Annotated in this window: 13 protein-coding genes; 9 read left to right on the forward strand and 4 right to left on the reverse strand. The window is 64.9% G+C overall.

Annotation, left to right across the window (positions count from 1 at the left end; all coding sequences use genetic code 11):
• Positions 1–9: 9 nt before the first annotated feature.
• Genes ACFYTQ_RS36265 through ACFYTQ_RS36275 form a run of 3 tightly spaced genes read right to left on the reverse strand, consistent with a single transcriptional unit; the run spans position 10 to position 3,529 of the window.
• Positions 10–1,275, reverse strand: coding sequence for a nucleotide sugar dehydrogenase (locus ACFYTQ_RS36265; RefSeq protein WP_387370711.1), 1,266 nt, complete (start codon positions 1,273–1,275; stop codon positions 10–12).
• Positions 1,272–2,381, reverse strand: coding sequence for a DegT/DnrJ/EryC1/StrS family aminotransferase (locus tag ACFYTQ_RS36270; protein WP_387370713.1), 1,110 nt, complete (start codon positions 2,379–2,381; stop codon positions 1,272–1,274). Before ACFYTQ_RS36270 ends, ACFYTQ_RS36265 begins: the two co-directional genes overlap by 4 nt.
• Positions 2,381–3,529 (reverse strand): DegT/DnrJ/EryC1/StrS family aminotransferase, encoded by a 1,149-nt coding sequence (locus ACFYTQ_RS36275; protein WP_387370715.1) that lies wholly within the window; start codon positions 3,527–3,529, stop codon positions 2,381–2,383. Before ACFYTQ_RS36275 ends, ACFYTQ_RS36270 begins: the two co-directional genes overlap by 1 nt.
• A 139-nt stretch (positions 3,530–3,668) precedes the next feature.
• Between ACFYTQ_RS36275 and ACFYTQ_RS36280 the strand changes: the two genes are divergently transcribed.
• Positions 3,669–4,490: an SDR family NAD(P)-dependent oxidoreductase gene (locus tag ACFYTQ_RS36280; RefSeq protein ID WP_387370717.1), complete on the forward strand. Its 822-nt coding sequence runs from the start codon at positions 3,669–3,671 to the stop codon at positions 4,488–4,490.
• A gap of 2 nt (positions 4,491–4,492) precedes the next feature.
• Here ACFYTQ_RS36280 and ACFYTQ_RS36285 read toward each other — a convergent pair whose 3' ends face one another.
• On the reverse strand, positions 4,493–5,380 hold the full coding sequence (locus ACFYTQ_RS36285; protein WP_387370719.1) for a Scr1 family TA system antitoxin-like transcriptional regulator: 888 nt from the start codon (positions 5,378–5,380) through the stop codon (positions 4,493–4,495).
• A 205-nt stretch (positions 5,381–5,585) separates the two neighbouring features.
• Between ACFYTQ_RS36285 and ACFYTQ_RS36290 the strand changes: the two genes are divergently transcribed.
• From ACFYTQ_RS36290 to ACFYTQ_RS36325, 8 genes are all read left to right on the forward strand, one after another.
• The gene (locus ACFYTQ_RS36290; RefSeq protein WP_387370721.1) at positions 5,586–6,770 is read left to right on the forward strand and encodes a helix-turn-helix domain-containing protein; all 1,185 of its coding nucleotides are present in this window, start codon (positions 5,586–5,588) and stop codon (positions 6,768–6,770) included.
• Between the two features lie 165 nt (positions 6,771–6,935).
• Positions 6,936–8,390: a helix-turn-helix transcriptional regulator gene (locus tag ACFYTQ_RS36295; RefSeq protein ID WP_387370722.1), complete on the forward strand. Its 1,455-nt coding sequence runs from the start codon at positions 6,936–6,938 to the stop codon at positions 8,388–8,390.
• Positions 8,391–8,399: 9 nt separating this feature from the next.
• Positions 8,400–9,446, forward strand: coding sequence for an asparaginase (locus tag ACFYTQ_RS36300; protein WP_387370724.1), 1,047 nt, complete (start codon positions 8,400–8,402; stop codon positions 9,444–9,446).
• Positions 9,446–9,904, forward strand: coding sequence for a PPC domain-containing DNA-binding protein (locus tag ACFYTQ_RS36305; RefSeq protein WP_387370726.1), 459 nt, complete (start codon positions 9,446–9,448; stop codon positions 9,902–9,904). Before ACFYTQ_RS36300 ends, ACFYTQ_RS36305 begins: the two co-directional genes overlap by 1 nt.
• Positions 9,905–10,020: 116 nt before the next feature.
• Positions 10,021–11,379: a hypothetical protein gene (locus tag ACFYTQ_RS36310; RefSeq protein WP_387370728.1), complete on the forward strand. Its 1,359-nt coding sequence runs from the start codon at positions 10,021–10,023 to the stop codon at positions 11,377–11,379.
• A gap of 14 nt (positions 11,380–11,393) precedes the next feature.
• The gene (locus ACFYTQ_RS36315; protein ID WP_387370730.1) at positions 11,394–12,089 is read left to right on the forward strand and encodes a class I SAM-dependent methyltransferase; all 696 of its coding nucleotides are present in this window, start codon (positions 11,394–11,396) and stop codon (positions 12,087–12,089) included.
• Positions 12,090–12,092: 3 nt separating this feature from the next.
• A complete protein-coding gene (locus ACFYTQ_RS36320; RefSeq protein WP_387370732.1) occupies positions 12,093–13,016 on the forward strand; it encodes a glycosyltransferase family 2 protein in 924 nt (307 codons plus the stop codon).
• Positions 13,017–13,117: 101 nt separating this feature from the next.
• A complete protein-coding gene (locus tag ACFYTQ_RS36325) occupies positions 13,118–15,712 on the forward strand; it encodes a valine--tRNA ligase (RefSeq protein ID WP_387370738.1) in 2,595 nt (864 codons plus the stop codon).
• The last annotated feature ends 125 nt before the right edge of the window (positions 15,713–15,837 follow it).

Raw genomic sequence — 15,837 nt, forward strand, 5'->3', positions numbered from 1 at the left:
GATTCACTCTCAGAGCAGTTCGACACGCGGGCGGCCGGGTAGCCGCCGCCGGGTGTCCAGGACGTAGGGCGCGTGGTCGGCGACGAGGTCGTAGTCCACGTAGTCGTGATCGGTGAGGATCACCACGGCGTCGCTCGCGGCCAGATCCTCGGCGGTCACCTCGCCGCGGGCGAGGCCCGACAGCTCGGGTTTCTCCGCGATCAGCGCGTCGGCGTAGCGCACCTCGGCGCCGGCGGCGACAAGACGGCGGCACACCTCGAGCGCGGGCGAGCACCGCACATCGGCGACATTGGGTTTGTAGGCGAGCCCGACCGCGAGAATCCTGGCCCCCGACAAGGCGATTCCCCGGGCATCCAGCCCGCGCTCGATCCGGCTCACGACATAGTCGGGCATCTCCGCGTTGATCCGGTCGGCCAGCTCCACCATCCGGAACGGCCGCCCGGTCTCCTCGGCCACCTTCCAGTACAGGTAGACCGGGTCGATGGGCAGGCAGTGCCCGCCGACCCCCGGGCCGGGCAGGAACTTCATGAACCCGAAGGGTTTGGTGCCCGCCACCTCGAGCGCCTGCCACACGTCGATGCCGAGCCGGTCCGCGTGCACGGCGAGCTCGTTCACCAGCGCGATGTTCACCTGCCGGAAGGTGTTCTCGAAGACCTTCGCCAGCTCCGCCACCCGCGGGGTACCCGCCGCGACGATCTCGGTCAGGAAGCCGCCGTAGAAATCCCGTGTGCGCGCGAGGGATTCGGCGTCGACGCCGGACACCACCTTGGGCGTGGACTCGATCGTCCAGGTGACATTGCCCGGATCGATCCGCTCGGGGCTGAACCCGAGCGCGAAATCGGCGCCCGGCTCGAGCCCCGACTCCGCGCGCAGGATCGGGGCCACCACCTCCTCGGTGGTGCCCGGATAACTGGTGGATTCGAGAATCACCAGGCAGCCGGGCCGCAGCCGCCGACCCACCTCGGTCGCTGCGGCCCGCACATGCCCGAGGTCCGGGAGCCGGTCGGCGTTGAGCGGGGTCGGCACGGTGATGACGGCGATATCGAAGCCGGACAGTTCGTCCGGATTGTCGGTAGCCCGGTACCGGCCCGCGTGCAGCAGGCCCGTCAGGCGCGCCGAGGTGACGTCCGGGATCGGCGACAAGCCCCCGGCGAGAGTGCGCACGCGTTCCGGGTCGGAGTCGTAACCGATGACGCCGTAACCGTTTTCGGCCGCCGCGACGGCGAGCGGCAGACCCACGTGTCCCTGTCCGAGCACCACCACCTTCGCGGTCATGACACGAACTCGCAGACGCTGTCGGCGATGTACTCCACCTGGGCGTCGCTCAGGTGCGGCCAGATCGGGATGGCGAGATTGCGATCGGACACCGACCTCGCGCGCGGCCACGCGCCGTCCCCGGCCCAGGCCGCGAAGGCGGGTTGTTCGGGCAGCGGCACGGGATAGTAGACGTGCGTGCCGATCTCGCGTTCGGTCAGCCACGCCCGCAGGTCCTGGCGGCGGTCCACCAGCAGCGAGTACACGTAGTAGCAGCGGCCGTTGCGGCCCGGCGGCGGGGCGAGGATCCCCTTGTCGGACAGCTTGGCGAAGCGGTCGGTGTAGTAGTCGGCGATCCGCGCGCGGCGCTCGAGACGCTCCTCGAAGCCGTCGAGCCGGGCAAGCTGGAAGGCGGCGATGATCTCGTCGAACCGCTTGTTCTGCCCGATGACGTGGTGCAGGAAGCGGGTCTTGCCGTCCTGGCCGTGATTGCGGTGCATCCGAACGGCGTTCGCCAGCGTCTCGTCCTCGGTGAGCACCATGCCGCCCTCGCCCGCGGAGCCCATCGCCTTCACCTGGAAGAACGAGTACACCCCCAGATCGCCCCAGCGCCCGGCCGGGACGTCGTCGAGAACCGCACCCTGCGCGACCGCGGAGTCCTCGATGAGCGTCAGCCCGTGCCGCCGCGAGATCGCTTGCAGCCGTGGCATATCCGCCATGATCGAGAAGACGTGGGCGGCCATGATCGCCCGGGTGCGCGGGGTGATCGCGGCCTCGACGGCATCGGGGTCGAGGACCATCGTCCACGGGTCGACATCCACGAAAACCGGTGTGGCACCGGCGTTCACGACGCAGCTCGCCACCGGCTGACAGCAGAAGGCGGGCACGATCACCTCGTCGCCGGGGCCTAAACCCAGTGCGGCGATACACAATTCGAGGCCGCCGGTGCCGCTGGAGCAGGCCACCGTGTACCGCGCGCCCGTGCTGCGCGCGATCGCCGCCTCGAATTCGGCGGTGCGGTCGCCGAGAATGAATTTCTGCTGTTCGCCGGTCCCCAATTCGAACAGCGCCTCCAGCAGCGTGCCGCGATCCGGTTCGAAGAGATCGGGTGGAAAGAAGGGAATCATCACCGGCCCCCTCGATAGAATTCGGAAATCGCCGAGCACACCGCGTCGATGTCCGGCTCGGTCAGATCGGGATAGAACGGCAGCGCGATGGCCCGGGACGCGGCCGCCATCGCGTTGGGGAAATTCTCCGGCCGATTCCGCTCCCCGGCGAAACAGGGTTGCAGCGGAAGTGGTCGGGGATAATAGATTTCGGTGCCGATTCCGCGCGCGGTCAGATATTCGGCGAGTTCGTCGCGGCGTTCGACCTCGATCAGGTAGACGTAGTAGACCGGCGCGGTCGGCCGCACCACCCGCGGCGTGCGCGTCACCCCGTCGATACCGGCCAGCCGCTGGTCGTAGGCCGCGGCCAGTTCCGCGCGGCGGGCGATGTCGGCGTCGAGCGTGGCGAGTTTCGCCAGCAGCACGGCGGCCTGGATGTCGTCCATCTTGCTGTTGGTGCCCGAGACGCCGGACAGGTTCGAGATGCCCGCGATGTGGTCGACGGTGCGGCCCATCCGCCCGTGATGCCGCAATACCTGCACGTCGGCGGCGATCGCGGCGTCATTGGTGATCACCATGCCCGCGTCGCCCAGCGCGCCGAGGGTCTTGGTGGGGAAGAACGACAGCACGCCGCCGCGGCCGTGCAGTCCGGCGTGAATCCCGTTCCAGCGCATGCCGATCGCCTCGGCGCTGTCCTCGAGCAGGTCGATGCCGTGCCGGTCCGCGAAGGCGGTCAGCGCGTCGAGGTCGGCGAGCTGGTGGAACAGGTGGACCGGCATGATCGCGCGGGTGCGCTCGGTGACCAGTCGGCTCGCCGCGTCGAGATCGATCGCGTAGTCGCCGGTGTCGGTGATGTCGGCGAAGACGGGGGTGGCGTGCACCAGGGCGACCGCCGACGCCGTCGCGAAGAACGTGTAGGCGGGCACGATCACCTCGTCGCCCGGCCCGATGCCCGCCGCGCGCAACAACAACACCAGCGCGTCGGTCCCGCTGTTCACTGCGACCGCGAATTCCGCTCCCGTGTATTCGGCGACGGCCCGCTCGAACTGCGCGACCTGCCTTCCGTGCGAATACTTTCCGCGATCGAAAACCGCGTCGACGTTCTTCTGGATTTCCGGCCAGGATTCACGGAACGAACGCGCCTGAGAAAAGAACGGTACCGGGTGCATCTCAACGTCCGATCCTGATCATGTGCCCTCCGCGAACTTTCGCCTGAGTTAGACGTTATGTCCGCGGGTTGTACGGGTGCACTAGCAAGAAACTGCCGTTGCTGGCGTGTGGCCCCGGTGACGTGGTTGTATCTATCCCATGAGGACGTCGGCCGCCCTGCTCCGAACCCCCACGCGCGCCGGTCGATTCAGGGCCGGGCGGGCGGTGGCGGGAATGCACATCGTCATCACCGGGGCCTCGTCCGGGGTCGGGCGGGCGGCGGCACTGGAACTCGCCGGGCAGGGGGCGCGGGTGTACCTGGTCGCGCGGCGCGGCGACGAGCTGGAGCTGGTGCGCAAGCAGATCGTCGAAAAGGGCGGGGAGGCAGCGTGTTTCGCTGCCGATCTGTCGGTGCCGGACGAGGTCGACCGGGTGGTGGGGTGGCTGTCCGAGGTGCCGGTGGATGTGCTGGTGAACAATGCCGCGCGGTCGATCCGGCGGCCGGTGACCGAGTCGCTGGACCGGTTCCACGACTACGAGCGGACGATGGCGATCAACTACTTCGGGGCGGTGCGGCTGACCCTCGGCGTGCTGCCCGGTATGTTGGCGCGGGGCAGCGGGCATCTGGTCAATGTCGGGACGTGGGGGGTGGGCTTCGAGACCTCGCCGTACTTCTCGGCGTATCTGGGATCGAAGGCGGCGTTGGTGGCGTTCGGGCGCTGCCTCGACGCCGAATTGGGGCCGCGCGGGGTGACGACGACGGCGGTGAACTTCCCGGCCGTGCGGACGCCGATGCTCGCGCCGACCGCGCACTACGCGAAGCTGCCCGCGCTGACCCCGGAACAGGCCGCCGGGTGGATCGTGACGGCGGTGCGGAAGCGGCCTGTTCGGATGGAACCCTATGCGGTGCATGTAATTCGGGTGGTGTCGTTGTTCTCGCCGCGGGGGGCGGCGCGAATGTTGTTGCGGTTCGGGATGTGAGTTCAGCTCCCGTCTGATATCGCCAGGATCCGGGCAGCGGAATCGCTTTCGCTCAGTGCCACGCGCCTGAGCTCGGTGATCGCGGATTTGTAGCGGTCGACTTCCGCGGTGCGTTCCAGGTAGAGGTCGCCGGTGTACTGCTCGATGTGGACGATCGGGCGTTCGACGAAGCGGGTGTGGGGCAGGAGGGGGAATTCGAGCAAGGAGAAGGAGCCCACCAGAGCACCGAGGTGACCGCGGGTTTCGAAGGGCACGAGACGAATCGAAACGTTCGACCGCTCACCGATCTCGATGAGGTGGCGACGTTGTTCGGCCATGACGGCCGGGCCACCCCATTCCTCCCTGACCGCGGCTTCGGACAGAAAGATTTCCACGGCGAACGCGGAATCCTCCAGTCGGCCCTGCCTTTTCGCGGACCGTTCGAGGCGCTCATCGATCTCGCGCGAAGGCAGGTTCGGGCAGGCGGTCCAGGCGACCGCGCGCTGGTAGTCGAGAGTCTGAACGATCTCGGGCAGCAGGATGACGTGCCATGCCGTCAGGCGCAGAGCGGCGTCGTCGAGAAACACGCGCGGATCGAAATCGTCTGCGGGACGGTCCATGTGGGCCCGCCACCAGCCGCCGCCGTTCCTGGACGAGGCGCGAGCTTCCCGGGCCATCGCGAGAATGGTTCGGCGCTGGTCGTCGGGGACGTTGTAGTGGTCACACAGAGCGTTCATGTACAGGTCGTTGGTGGAGGGGACGGACAGGCCGTCTTCGAGGCGGGCCATGGTTTGGGGGGAGATGCCGATGATTTTGGCGGCGCGGTTCTGGGAGAACTCGGCTGCCTTGCGGAGTTTCTCCAGCTGGCGGCCGAGGGCGCGGCGGGCGATGGTGGAACCTTCTGCGGGCATTTCTCATCCTCTCGAATTCGGATTTGATCGAATTACCACCGGACCGAACGGCAATGGTGTGCGAACCCCAACGCGGAAGACTGCCGAACGACGGCTGCCACGACAGTAAGCGGGAACCAACCGGAGTGAGGGACACCGAGGGTGCCCCTTTCCGCCATCTCCCCGAGCTATCGTCGGATCAAGGGCCGACACCGGAGGAATCCCCATGGAAACGCTGGGCACTCGCATCCGCCACGCACGCGGCAAGCTGATCACTCAAGCCGGACTGGCGGAGCTGGCTGGAGTGAGTACGTCATTCATCAAGAAGGTGGAGGGCGGCACGAAGATGCCCTCGACGCCGGTGCTTCAGAAGATCGCCCAAGCCCTCGATGTCAGCATCGACGATCTTGTCGGTAACAGGCCCGCGTTTCCTACGGGGGACCTCGACGCGGGAATCGTCGCCCTGCGCAGAGCCCTCACGCCCATCGATGATCTGACGAGTGACGCCGAGGCCGCTTCGCTGTCACTCGCGGAAGCACAACGCGAGGTGGACAAGGCTTGGGGCGCTTACTGGTTCGGGCGTTTCGAGAAGCTGACCGGCGACCTGCCCGCGGGCATCTCCACTTTGCGCGCCACCGCACGCCGAACGGAAAAGCCTCGCGCACATGAGCTTTACGCCGACATGCTCTATCTGGCGGCATGTACCCTCGTCCATCTCGGCCAGCCGGACCCGGCATGGATAGCCATACGCACGGCCCTGGAAGAGGCGAGGAAGGGCGACGATCCGCTGCTCGAGGCAACCGTACGAGGAAGCATCGGTTGGCAACTCCTGGTGCAGGGCCGGTACCGCGAATCGCAGGACGTCGTGCTGAAGGCCGCGGAAGATACCGAGCCTCGCGGCGACGTATCCGACCAGCATCTGTCAGTGCATGGCGGCCTGTTACTACAGGGCGCCGTCGCCGCCGGACGTGGCCAGCGAGTACGAGAGGCGCTGGCCCTCGCGGGAGAGGCGGACCGCTGGGCGGAGCGCCTCGGTCGTGAAACCAAGTACTACGAAACCAATTTCGGCCCTTCCCAGATCGTCATGCAGACCGTCGATATCCATGTGTCGTCGGAGCAGTATGTAGAGGCGATGACCGCCGCCAAGAGAATGCCGAAAGGCGGCCTGGACATGACCACCATTTCCCAGGGACGTCATCTGATCGACAAGGCCGCCGCCGCAGCCAATCTCGGTCAACATGAAACCGCCCTCCACATGCTGCTGACCGCAGAACGCATCGGCGGCGAGGAATGGGTGAAGTACCAGACATTGCTACGCAACGTCCTCGGTGTCCTCCTGCACCACGACCGGCACAACAAACTGCGCGCCTTCGCTCAACGTGTGGGTGTTCTGGGTAGTTCGGCTCTGTGAGAACCGGACCTGGCATCACGATCGACGTTCGGACTGAAGAGAATTGCTGTTGACGTCCCGTTCAGATCGGTTCACCCTGCTATCAGGCATTGGTCGTGGTTGTCTCCGTGACGCGCTCCGGCGGATCGGCCAAACGGGTCGAACAGGGGGAGGTATCGATCGCTGATGAACGACATTGCGGCCCCGAAGGTTTCGAGAGCTGGTTGTCGACTCCGGGAAGAGATCAAGCGCCTTCGGATCGAGAGGGGGCTCAGCCAGCCGAGCTTGGCGGCTCTGACCGGTTACAGCCGTCAGTATGTGTCCAGGGCGGAACGGTCCCACAATCTCCCGTCCCATGATCTTGTCCGCTCCCTCGACATGGCCCTGGGCGCAGATGGTGGTCTCCTGTCTCTCTGGATTGACGCGAAGGAGGAGCAGAAGGCGCGCCGTCACACTGCGTTGCCGATATGGGCCAGTGGTATTCAATTCGGTGCGGTCGCAACCGAAGGGTTCTCGGGCGGTTCGATCCTTCGCACCCCAGCAGGCCGCTTCTTCTCCGGATCAGTGACACCGCTGTTGTCCGCTCCTGCCGTATGCGATGGCGAGCGCGTGCTGCTGAAGGTGGAGGGCATATCCGGGGAGTGGTTATCGGTTCCTCGTCGGGGGATGGTTGTCGCGACTGCCGATACCGCTGAGGGGACGCGCTTGTACGGCTTGGACCGGCGTCGGGTTCGTTCCAGCATGGGTAAGGCCGGGATGGGTGCGCCGCTGCTGGTCCCGCGAGCATATGAGCTTGATGAGTTCGCATTCGGGATCCTCTGGGCGGTCACGAATCTCGACGACGCCCTACTCGATGACGATCGCGAACTGCATTCGATCGCGAAATCTACCGGTACGTCTCGTACTTGTTCCGGTTTCCGCGCGGCCGCAGACCCGGCTGGAGAGTTATCTGCCGTGTCACGGATGTGGCTCGGGTCGAACGTCTGCGCCCATCACGTTCTGAGCAACCTGACCCAGTTGGCAGGAGTGCCGGTCTACTGGTCTCGCGAGCAGCGAGGCGAGGAAGCCAGCACGTGGCTCTTCTTCGCGCACAAATACGACTACCTGCGGCACACGTCGGCACTTGCGCGATCTGCCGGAGCCGTACCGACGCGAACGTTCTGCGTTCCCGGCCAGGGGGTGGAGGAATCATCCGGGTATGAGCGGGTTCTGTTCCTGCTGGCGGCCGCCCTGAACGAAGCCCTGGGAGTCAGGGTCGCGGTGTGCACTGAGGCGGAGTACACGGCGGTGCACGGTTTCGTCCTGGATCGTGGTCACCGGGCGATCGTCGCCACCTGGGTCAACACCGATCGTCTGTGGCACATCGATGTCACGGACGGGCATCCGACGTTGCGGGAGTTCGGCGATGCCATCGGGTGGGCGGACAGCCGTTCGATTCTCGCTGCTGCAACCCCAGAGGATCGGTTGCGCGGCTTGGCGGAGTATCTGCGGCTGGATTTGCCCTGGGTGGTACGGCGGGCACGAGAACTGGGCGACCACGGAGTCGGCGGCCTGATCCAGCCACGGAGTCGGCTGTTGTCGTTGTCGGGCTTGGAACACGCCTGCCGGTTCCTGGGTGCCGTCGGCATCAGCGGTCGCTAGGCTGCCTGGGTGTCGCACGCTCAGATTGCCCGGCGGGTTGTCGTTTTCGGCCTCGGCGGCACCATCGCCATGTCGGCCGGTCCCAGTCGCAGTGTGGTTCCGTCGTTGACGGTAGAGGAGTTGCTGGCCGCGGTACCCGGACTCGACGCGAGCGATTTCGACCTGGAATACGTTGATTTCCGGCAGGTTCCGGGCGCGTCGCTGACGTTCTCCGATATCGCCGATCTCGCGAAGGAGATCGTCGAACGCGGCGCTGAAGTTGACGGGATGGTAGTCACACAAGGCACCGACACGGTCGAGGAGACCGCGTACCTGCTCGACCTGCTGCACTCGGGCGCGCAACCGATCGTTCTCACCGGAGCCATGCGCAACCCCACTCTTGCCGGAGCCGACGGCCCTGCAAATCTGTTGGGCGCCATCAGGACAGCCGCAAGTCTCGGAGCCAGGAACCGGGGCTGTCTGGTCGTGTTCAACGACGAAATCCATGCCGCTCGCCGGGTCCGCAAGACCCACACCGCCAGCGTCGCCACCTTTCAGTCACCTGATGGCGGCCCACTGGGCTACCTCGTCGAAGGCCGCCCGCGGTTTCTCAACCGCATCGAGGACCGCGTCGTCGTACCCGTCGCGCCTCGGGACGAGCATCGTGTCCTCCTCTACACCATCGCGCTCGGAGATGACGGTGCGGTCCTGGACGACATGGCAAACCACATCGATGGATTGGTGATCGCCGCCCTCGGTGCCGGCCACGTCCCGGCGCGGATGGTTCCCACTCTCGAACGCGTCGCCGACCGGATGCCAGTCGTCCTGACATCCCGCACCGGCGCCGGATCGGTACTCGAAAACACCTACGGCTTCCCGGGTTCCGAGACCGACCTCATCGCGCGCGGGCTGATCCCCGCGGGCTATCTCAACTCGGTGAAATCACGTCTCCTGACTGCGGCGCTGCTGGCCACCGGCTGCGATCACGCCACGATTCGGACCGCGTTCGGCGTGGCAGGAGGAACCACGCCAATTGAACACTGGCCGTGGCCATCGGACTCGAGCAAGGACAGCTGATGCGTGCACACGAACTGACACTCGGGAGAACTTTCGGCGTGGTCTTCGACCACGGCGACGACTTCTTTCCCGTGCTCGCCGAGTTCTGTCGGGAGCACGATGTTCGAAGCGGCTACATCCCTTCCTTCATCGCGGGATTCAGCGAAGTCGACATCGTCGGAGCCTGCGACCGCCTCGACGACCCCACGGCCCCGGTGTGGTCGAAGGTTCATCTGCGTAACGTAGAGGCATTCGGTGGCGGCACTTTGGCATTCGACCCGACCTCGGGTGAGGTGAAACCGCATATTCACGTCGCCGTCGGACTCAAAGAGCACTCCGCGAGCGGTCACACCAGCCACCTTCTCGGTGCCCGGGTCCAGTTCCTCACCGAGATGCTCGTCATCGAAGTGACGTCTCCGCGGCTGCACCGAATATCCGAATCCGAGCTGTTCGACGTGCCGCTTCTCCGTTTCAACTGACCGCTTCGGTCGTACACGAGGCAACGATCGCGGGGGGCAACACAGCCGTCGCGGGTGTTGCCCCCTCCCCGAAATCCCCTGGCTCGGGTTGTCTGATCTGAGCACGAGGGGAGCAGATGGTGGAAACTCATCAGTTGGTCGTGGTCGGATTCGACGAGATCGTGGCGAACAAGTACATGCCGTGCATCACGCGGGCAGTGAAAGATGGCTGTTTGCAGTCATATTCGATAGTCGATCTCGAATCCGAGCGGCAGGCCGTCGAAGAACGTCTGGCTGGCGTGGAAGTGCAGCCACAGAAATGTGTCTTCCTGCCATCGAGAGGCAGAGACGTCTCCAGCGGCCAGGACGAGGTGCGGGCCGCGCTGGCAAGTGCGAAGGTACGCGGGCTGCCGACCATGACCTATATCGCCACCGAGGTCGGCTCACACGAGAAGTATCTGCGGTACTGCGTCGAGGAGGGGACGGCCTCGCTGGTGGAGAAGCCGGTGCTGGCACCGCTGGTGGCCGGGAGGTTCGAGCCGACCGGCATTTCGCGGGCGATGGCGGAGTTGATCGCAGCAGCACAGCGACGGTCGACCCGGCATTCGGTAATGACGCTCAGCCGGTATCACCGCATCTACAACGACAAGCTGATCGCCCCCTTGCGGGAGCGGATGCTGACGTGGCAGGCCCCGGTCACGTCGTTTCACCTGCGTGCCGCAGGTGGGGTGTGGAACCTCGAGCACGAGTACGTGATCCGCGAGGATCATCCGTACCGGTACGGGTACGGGATGCTCATGCACGGCGCCTATCACTACATCGACCTCGCCGTACAGATCCTGGCGTTGAACAAGCTTGTCCTGCCGGATCGACCGCTTCGATTGCAGCTGTGCTCGTTCGGAGCATACCCCTCGGATCAGAGATACCGGGTGCCGCTCCAGGCTACCGCGCGGCTGGGTGATCACTCTCCCTGCCCAACATTCACCCGTGAACAGGGCCGGTACGGAGAAACCGATGTCACTTCGGCTCTCCGCCTGATCGACATCGAGTCGGGGGCTTCGATCACGTTGGGCACGTTGGCATTCGAACAGACGACCCCTTCGATACGCGACTGGTCGATCCTCCCGAACGGCATCTACAACAAGAACGGGCGTACCTCGAGCGTAGACGTGGAAGCACAGTTGTCGACCCTGTATTCGGTGCACGTGCACTGTTACGACAGCCCAACCGGCACGGACGTCGACCGATTCGGGGCGGTCGCCGACATCGTGACCCGATCGAATGCGTCCTTGATGCCCGGCGAGCAATTCGTCACTCAGGAAGGCTTCGAAGGGGTGTTTCACAGCGACAGCAATCGCGAGTTGATGCAGAACTGGCTGCGCGGCACCGAAACTCGCAGCCAGTTGAGCGAGCACTACCTGCCGATGCGCGTGCTGGAGGCGCTCGCACTGTCGCTGCGGGTACCCGGTCAGATCGTGGAAATCGACGAAATCTGAGGAGCGACAAACCAATGTGCGTAATCCGCTCACAGCGCTCGGTACGAGAGTTCTATCTCCAAGCCCTCACCGCTGGCGTCGAAACCGCCGAGCGCCTCGACGCACCGGTCACCGACCGGTTTGCCGCATTTCTCAACGCCCTCGGTCCGCACGTCCCCCGGGCCGCTCTGGAACTGGGATACGGGCACGGCATCTACGCAATCACCCTATCGCGGTTGGGGTTTCGAGTGACGGCCGTCGACCAGGTCCCTGCTGACATCCTGCGAGCGCGAATCGCCGACCAATCCGAGTTGGCCGATCGCATCGAAATCGTTGAGCAACGCCTCGAACATTTCGATGTTCGGCAACAGTTCGGGATCGTGGTGGCTCGGAACGTCCTGCACTACCTCGACCAGCAGCAGGTCCGTTGCCTGCTGACCCGATGTGTCCAGCGCGCACCCGGCGGTGCGGGCCACTATCTGGAAGTGTTCACCGATATCGAACGCACCGACCGCCGGGGTCGGCGCGTGTTCATCGAGGGTGAAGCCGCGTACACCTGCGCTGAGTTCCGCACCCTCATCGACACCCTCTACCACGGCTGGGACGTGCATTTCACCGTGGCCCCCTACGACGAAGCCAACTCTGGCTCCACCTCTGCGGTACGAAAGTACTTCCATGCCAACAGAATTACGGTCATAGCCCGCCGTGGAACCATCGATGCGGGGGGCTGAGGAATGAGAACGGCCTTGCACGGGATAAGCTTCGTCGTGCCGTGCTACAACTGCGGCGGTTTTCTTCTCGACGCAGTCGAATCTCTTGCTGCTCAACGCTTATCGGTGCCAAGCGAAATCATTGTTGTCGACGACGCTTCCGATGACGAGACAACGCTGCGCGCCCTCGCGACCTGTCGCGGCCACAAGGGAGTCCGGATCATTCGTGTGCCGCTACACAGCGGCGCGCAGGCTGCGCGCACAACCGGGCTGCGGGCAGCTCGCTGTGACTACGTCCTGCCACTGGACTGCGACGACCGCCTCGCGACCGAGTCCGAGCTACCGACAGACGGTGGTTACGCACAGCAAGCGGTGCAGATTCTCGCCTCCGACCCGAATGTGGCTTTCGTGCACACCTTTTCACGAATGATGGGCGATTTCGACGGCCTCACCATCTCGGCCTATCCCACCTGCGAAGATCTGATCGTGCGCAAACATCACGCGCCGTTGTCGATCGTCTATCGGCGCCGTGACGGACTGGCCGCGGGCGGCTACGACCCGGCGGTGCGGAAGTGGCAGGACTGGGCCTTCGCCGTCGACCTGCTTGCCACCCGCTATCGACGCTGCGCCGCCAACACCATCCGGTGCGTACCCAAGCCCTGTCACGAGTACCGAATCCACAACAGGTGGCAGCGGCTGTCCGCCGTCGACGTCAGCGAACTGGATACCACTCTGCTCGTTGTCGAACGCAACCTCGACTACTTCCAAGCCGTTCTCGACGATCCGCGCCCGGCCCACAAAATCGCGGAGCTTGTGTGTGCCGCCAAACCCGATCGCCTCACCGAACTGCTGTACATGGCAGCCTATGACCTCGACCAAGCGCTCACCGTCACCCGGCAACGCAGGTTCACCCTCGTCAACCCCTACGACTCGCTCGGAATCCCATGAGCAAAGTATCGACGCCGGACCCGGCACCCGACGGGCACACCCTCGCTCGTGATCAGGCCATATGCTGTGCTGCTGTGACCGAACCCCAGCCCCGAAACGATATGGCCCCTTCGACGCTGCCGACGACGTTCGTACCGGCGGACCTGGAGAGCGAGCTGTACGTACGGTGGGTAGCGGCCGGTTACTTCCACGCCGACGCGGCGAGTGACAAGCCGCCGTACGCGGTCGTGATCCCGCCACCGAACGTGACCGGCCGCCTGCACATGGGTCATGCGTTCGAGCACACCCAGATCGACGCCCTCACCCGCCGAAAGCGCATGCAGGGCTATGAGACGCTGTGGCAGCCCGGCATGGATCACGCGGGTATCGCTACACAGAACGTGGTCGAGCGCGAGCTCGCCAGGGAGGGGTTGTCCCGCCACGACCTCGGCCGCGACGCGTTCGTGAAGCGGGTGTGGGCGTGGAAGAATTCGTCCGGCGGCCAGATCTCCGACCAGATGCGCCGTCTCGGCGACGGTGTCGACTGGGACCGGGAACGGTTCACCATGGATGAGGGCCTGTCGCGGGCGGTGCAGACGATCTTCAAGCGCCTCTACGACGACGGGCTGATCTACCGTGCCGAACGGATCATCAACTGGTGTCCCAGGTGCCTGACCGCGTTGTCGGACATCGAGGTCGAATACCAGGACGACGACGGCGAGCTGGTGTCGATCCGGTACGGCGATGGCGACACCGCCATCGTGGTGGCCACGACACGCGCCGAGACCATGCTCGGCGACACGGCGATCGCTGTACACCCCGACGATGACCGCTACCGGCACCTGGTCGGCACCGAGATCGAGCTGCCGCTGACCGGCCGTCGGATCCCGATCGTCGCCGACGCCCATGTCGATCCCGAATTCGGCACGGGCGCAGTCAAAGTCACGCCCGCCCACGATCCGAATGACTTCGAGATCGGGCAGCGGCACCAGCTTTCGTCACTGACGATCCTCGACGAACGCGGCCTCATCACCGCGCACGGCCCGTTCCAGGGCTTGGACCGGTTCGAGGCTCGCGCCGCGATCGTGGCCGCCTTGCGAGCCGATGGACGCGTCGTTGCCGAGAAACGGCCCTACGTCCATGCGGTAGGGCACTGCTCACGCTGCGGAACCACGATCGAGCCACGGCAATCCCTGCAATGGTGGGTGAAGGTCACTCCGCTGGCGAAAATGGCTGGTGACGCCGTACGCGACGGGCGGGTGCAAATTCATCCCGCGACCCTGAAGGCCCGGTATTTCGCCTGGGTGGACAACCTGCGGGACTGGTGCATTTCTCGTCAATTGTGGTGGGGGCACCGCATTCCTGTCTGGTACGGCCCGAATGGGGAGACGGTGTGCTTGGGTCCCGACGACAATCCGCCGAGCGGCGCGGGCTGGACCCAGGACACGGATGTGCTCGACACCTGGTTCTCCTCTGGCCTGTGGCCGTTCTCCTCATTGGGTTGGCCCGACCGAACCGACGCCCTGGCGAAGTTCTATCCCAACAGCGTTCTGTTCACCGGATACGACCTGATGTTCTTCTGGATCGCCCGAATGATGATGTTCGGGCTCTACGTCAGTGACGGCACCACTCCGCCGTTCCCGGTGATCGCCCTGCACGGCATGGTCCGCGACAAGCACGGCAAGAAGATGAGCAAGTCGTTCGGCAACGTTGTCGACCCCATTACCTGGATGGACAGCTACGGCACCGACGCCCTCCGCTTCGCTCTCGCCCGGGCCGCCAACCCTGGAACTGACGCACCCATCGGTGAGGAATCCGTCGAAGGCGCCCGCAACTTCACCACCAAAATCTGGAATGCGACCCGCTTCGCTCTCCTCAACGGCGCCACCACCACAGGCGAACTCCCCGATCCGAGCACCCTGCCCGCTGTCGACCGCTGGATCCTGTCCCGGCTCAACACCGTCACCGCCGAAGCCGACGCGCTATTCGACGACTATCAGTTCGCGAAGCTCTCGGATCTGCTTTACCACTTCGCCTGGGATGAGGTATTCGACTGGTACCTTGAACTCACCAAAACTACTTTTGCGCATAATGATTCGGCAGCCGACAGGTCACGTCGGATCTTGGGCCATGTCCTGGACACTTTGCTGCGACTGCTGCATCCGATCGTCCCGTTCGTCACCGACAAACTGTGGACCACGCTCACCGGAGGTGAATCGGTCGTCATCGCCGCGTGGCCAACCGACACCGGTTACAGAGATCCAGCCGCGGAAGCCGAAATCGCCGAGCTGCAACAGTTCGTCACCGAAGTCCGCCGCTTCCGCTCCGACCAAGGTGTACGCACCGCCCAGCCCATTCCAGCCCAGCTGGAACTCACCGCTGCGCTCACGACACACGAGCCCGCGATCCGTCGACTGCTGAGACTCGACCCTCCGAACAGTGATTTCCACGCCACTGCCACTTTGGCGATCGGAGAGGCCAGCGTCAGCGTCGACCTGTCCCAGGCGATCGATGTCGAGGCCGAACGCCGTCGGCTGGAGAAAGACCTGGCCGCCGCTCGAAAAGACCTCGAGAGCACGAGTACCAAACTCGGGAACGACGGCTTCCTGGCCAAAGCGCCCGAACATGTGATCGAGAGCATCCGAGCGCGAAAAGACAAGGCTGAAAACGACATTCAGCGCATTCGAAATCAGCTCGCCGCCCTGGAGAGGTATTAGACGCGCGCGCTCACGAACTCACCCTCGGGCTAGTACTCCAGCCGGACTTCGTGATCATGGAGTGAGGTGGGATCGGCGCTGGTAGTGGCTGGTGCGGGCGCGGTGTTGGTGTCGGCGTCGCCATG

It is taken from the genome of Nocardia sp. NPDC004068, from assembly GCF_042874315.1.
Taxonomy (GTDB): Bacteria; Actinomycetota; Actinomycetes; order Mycobacteriales; family Mycobacteriaceae; genus Nocardia.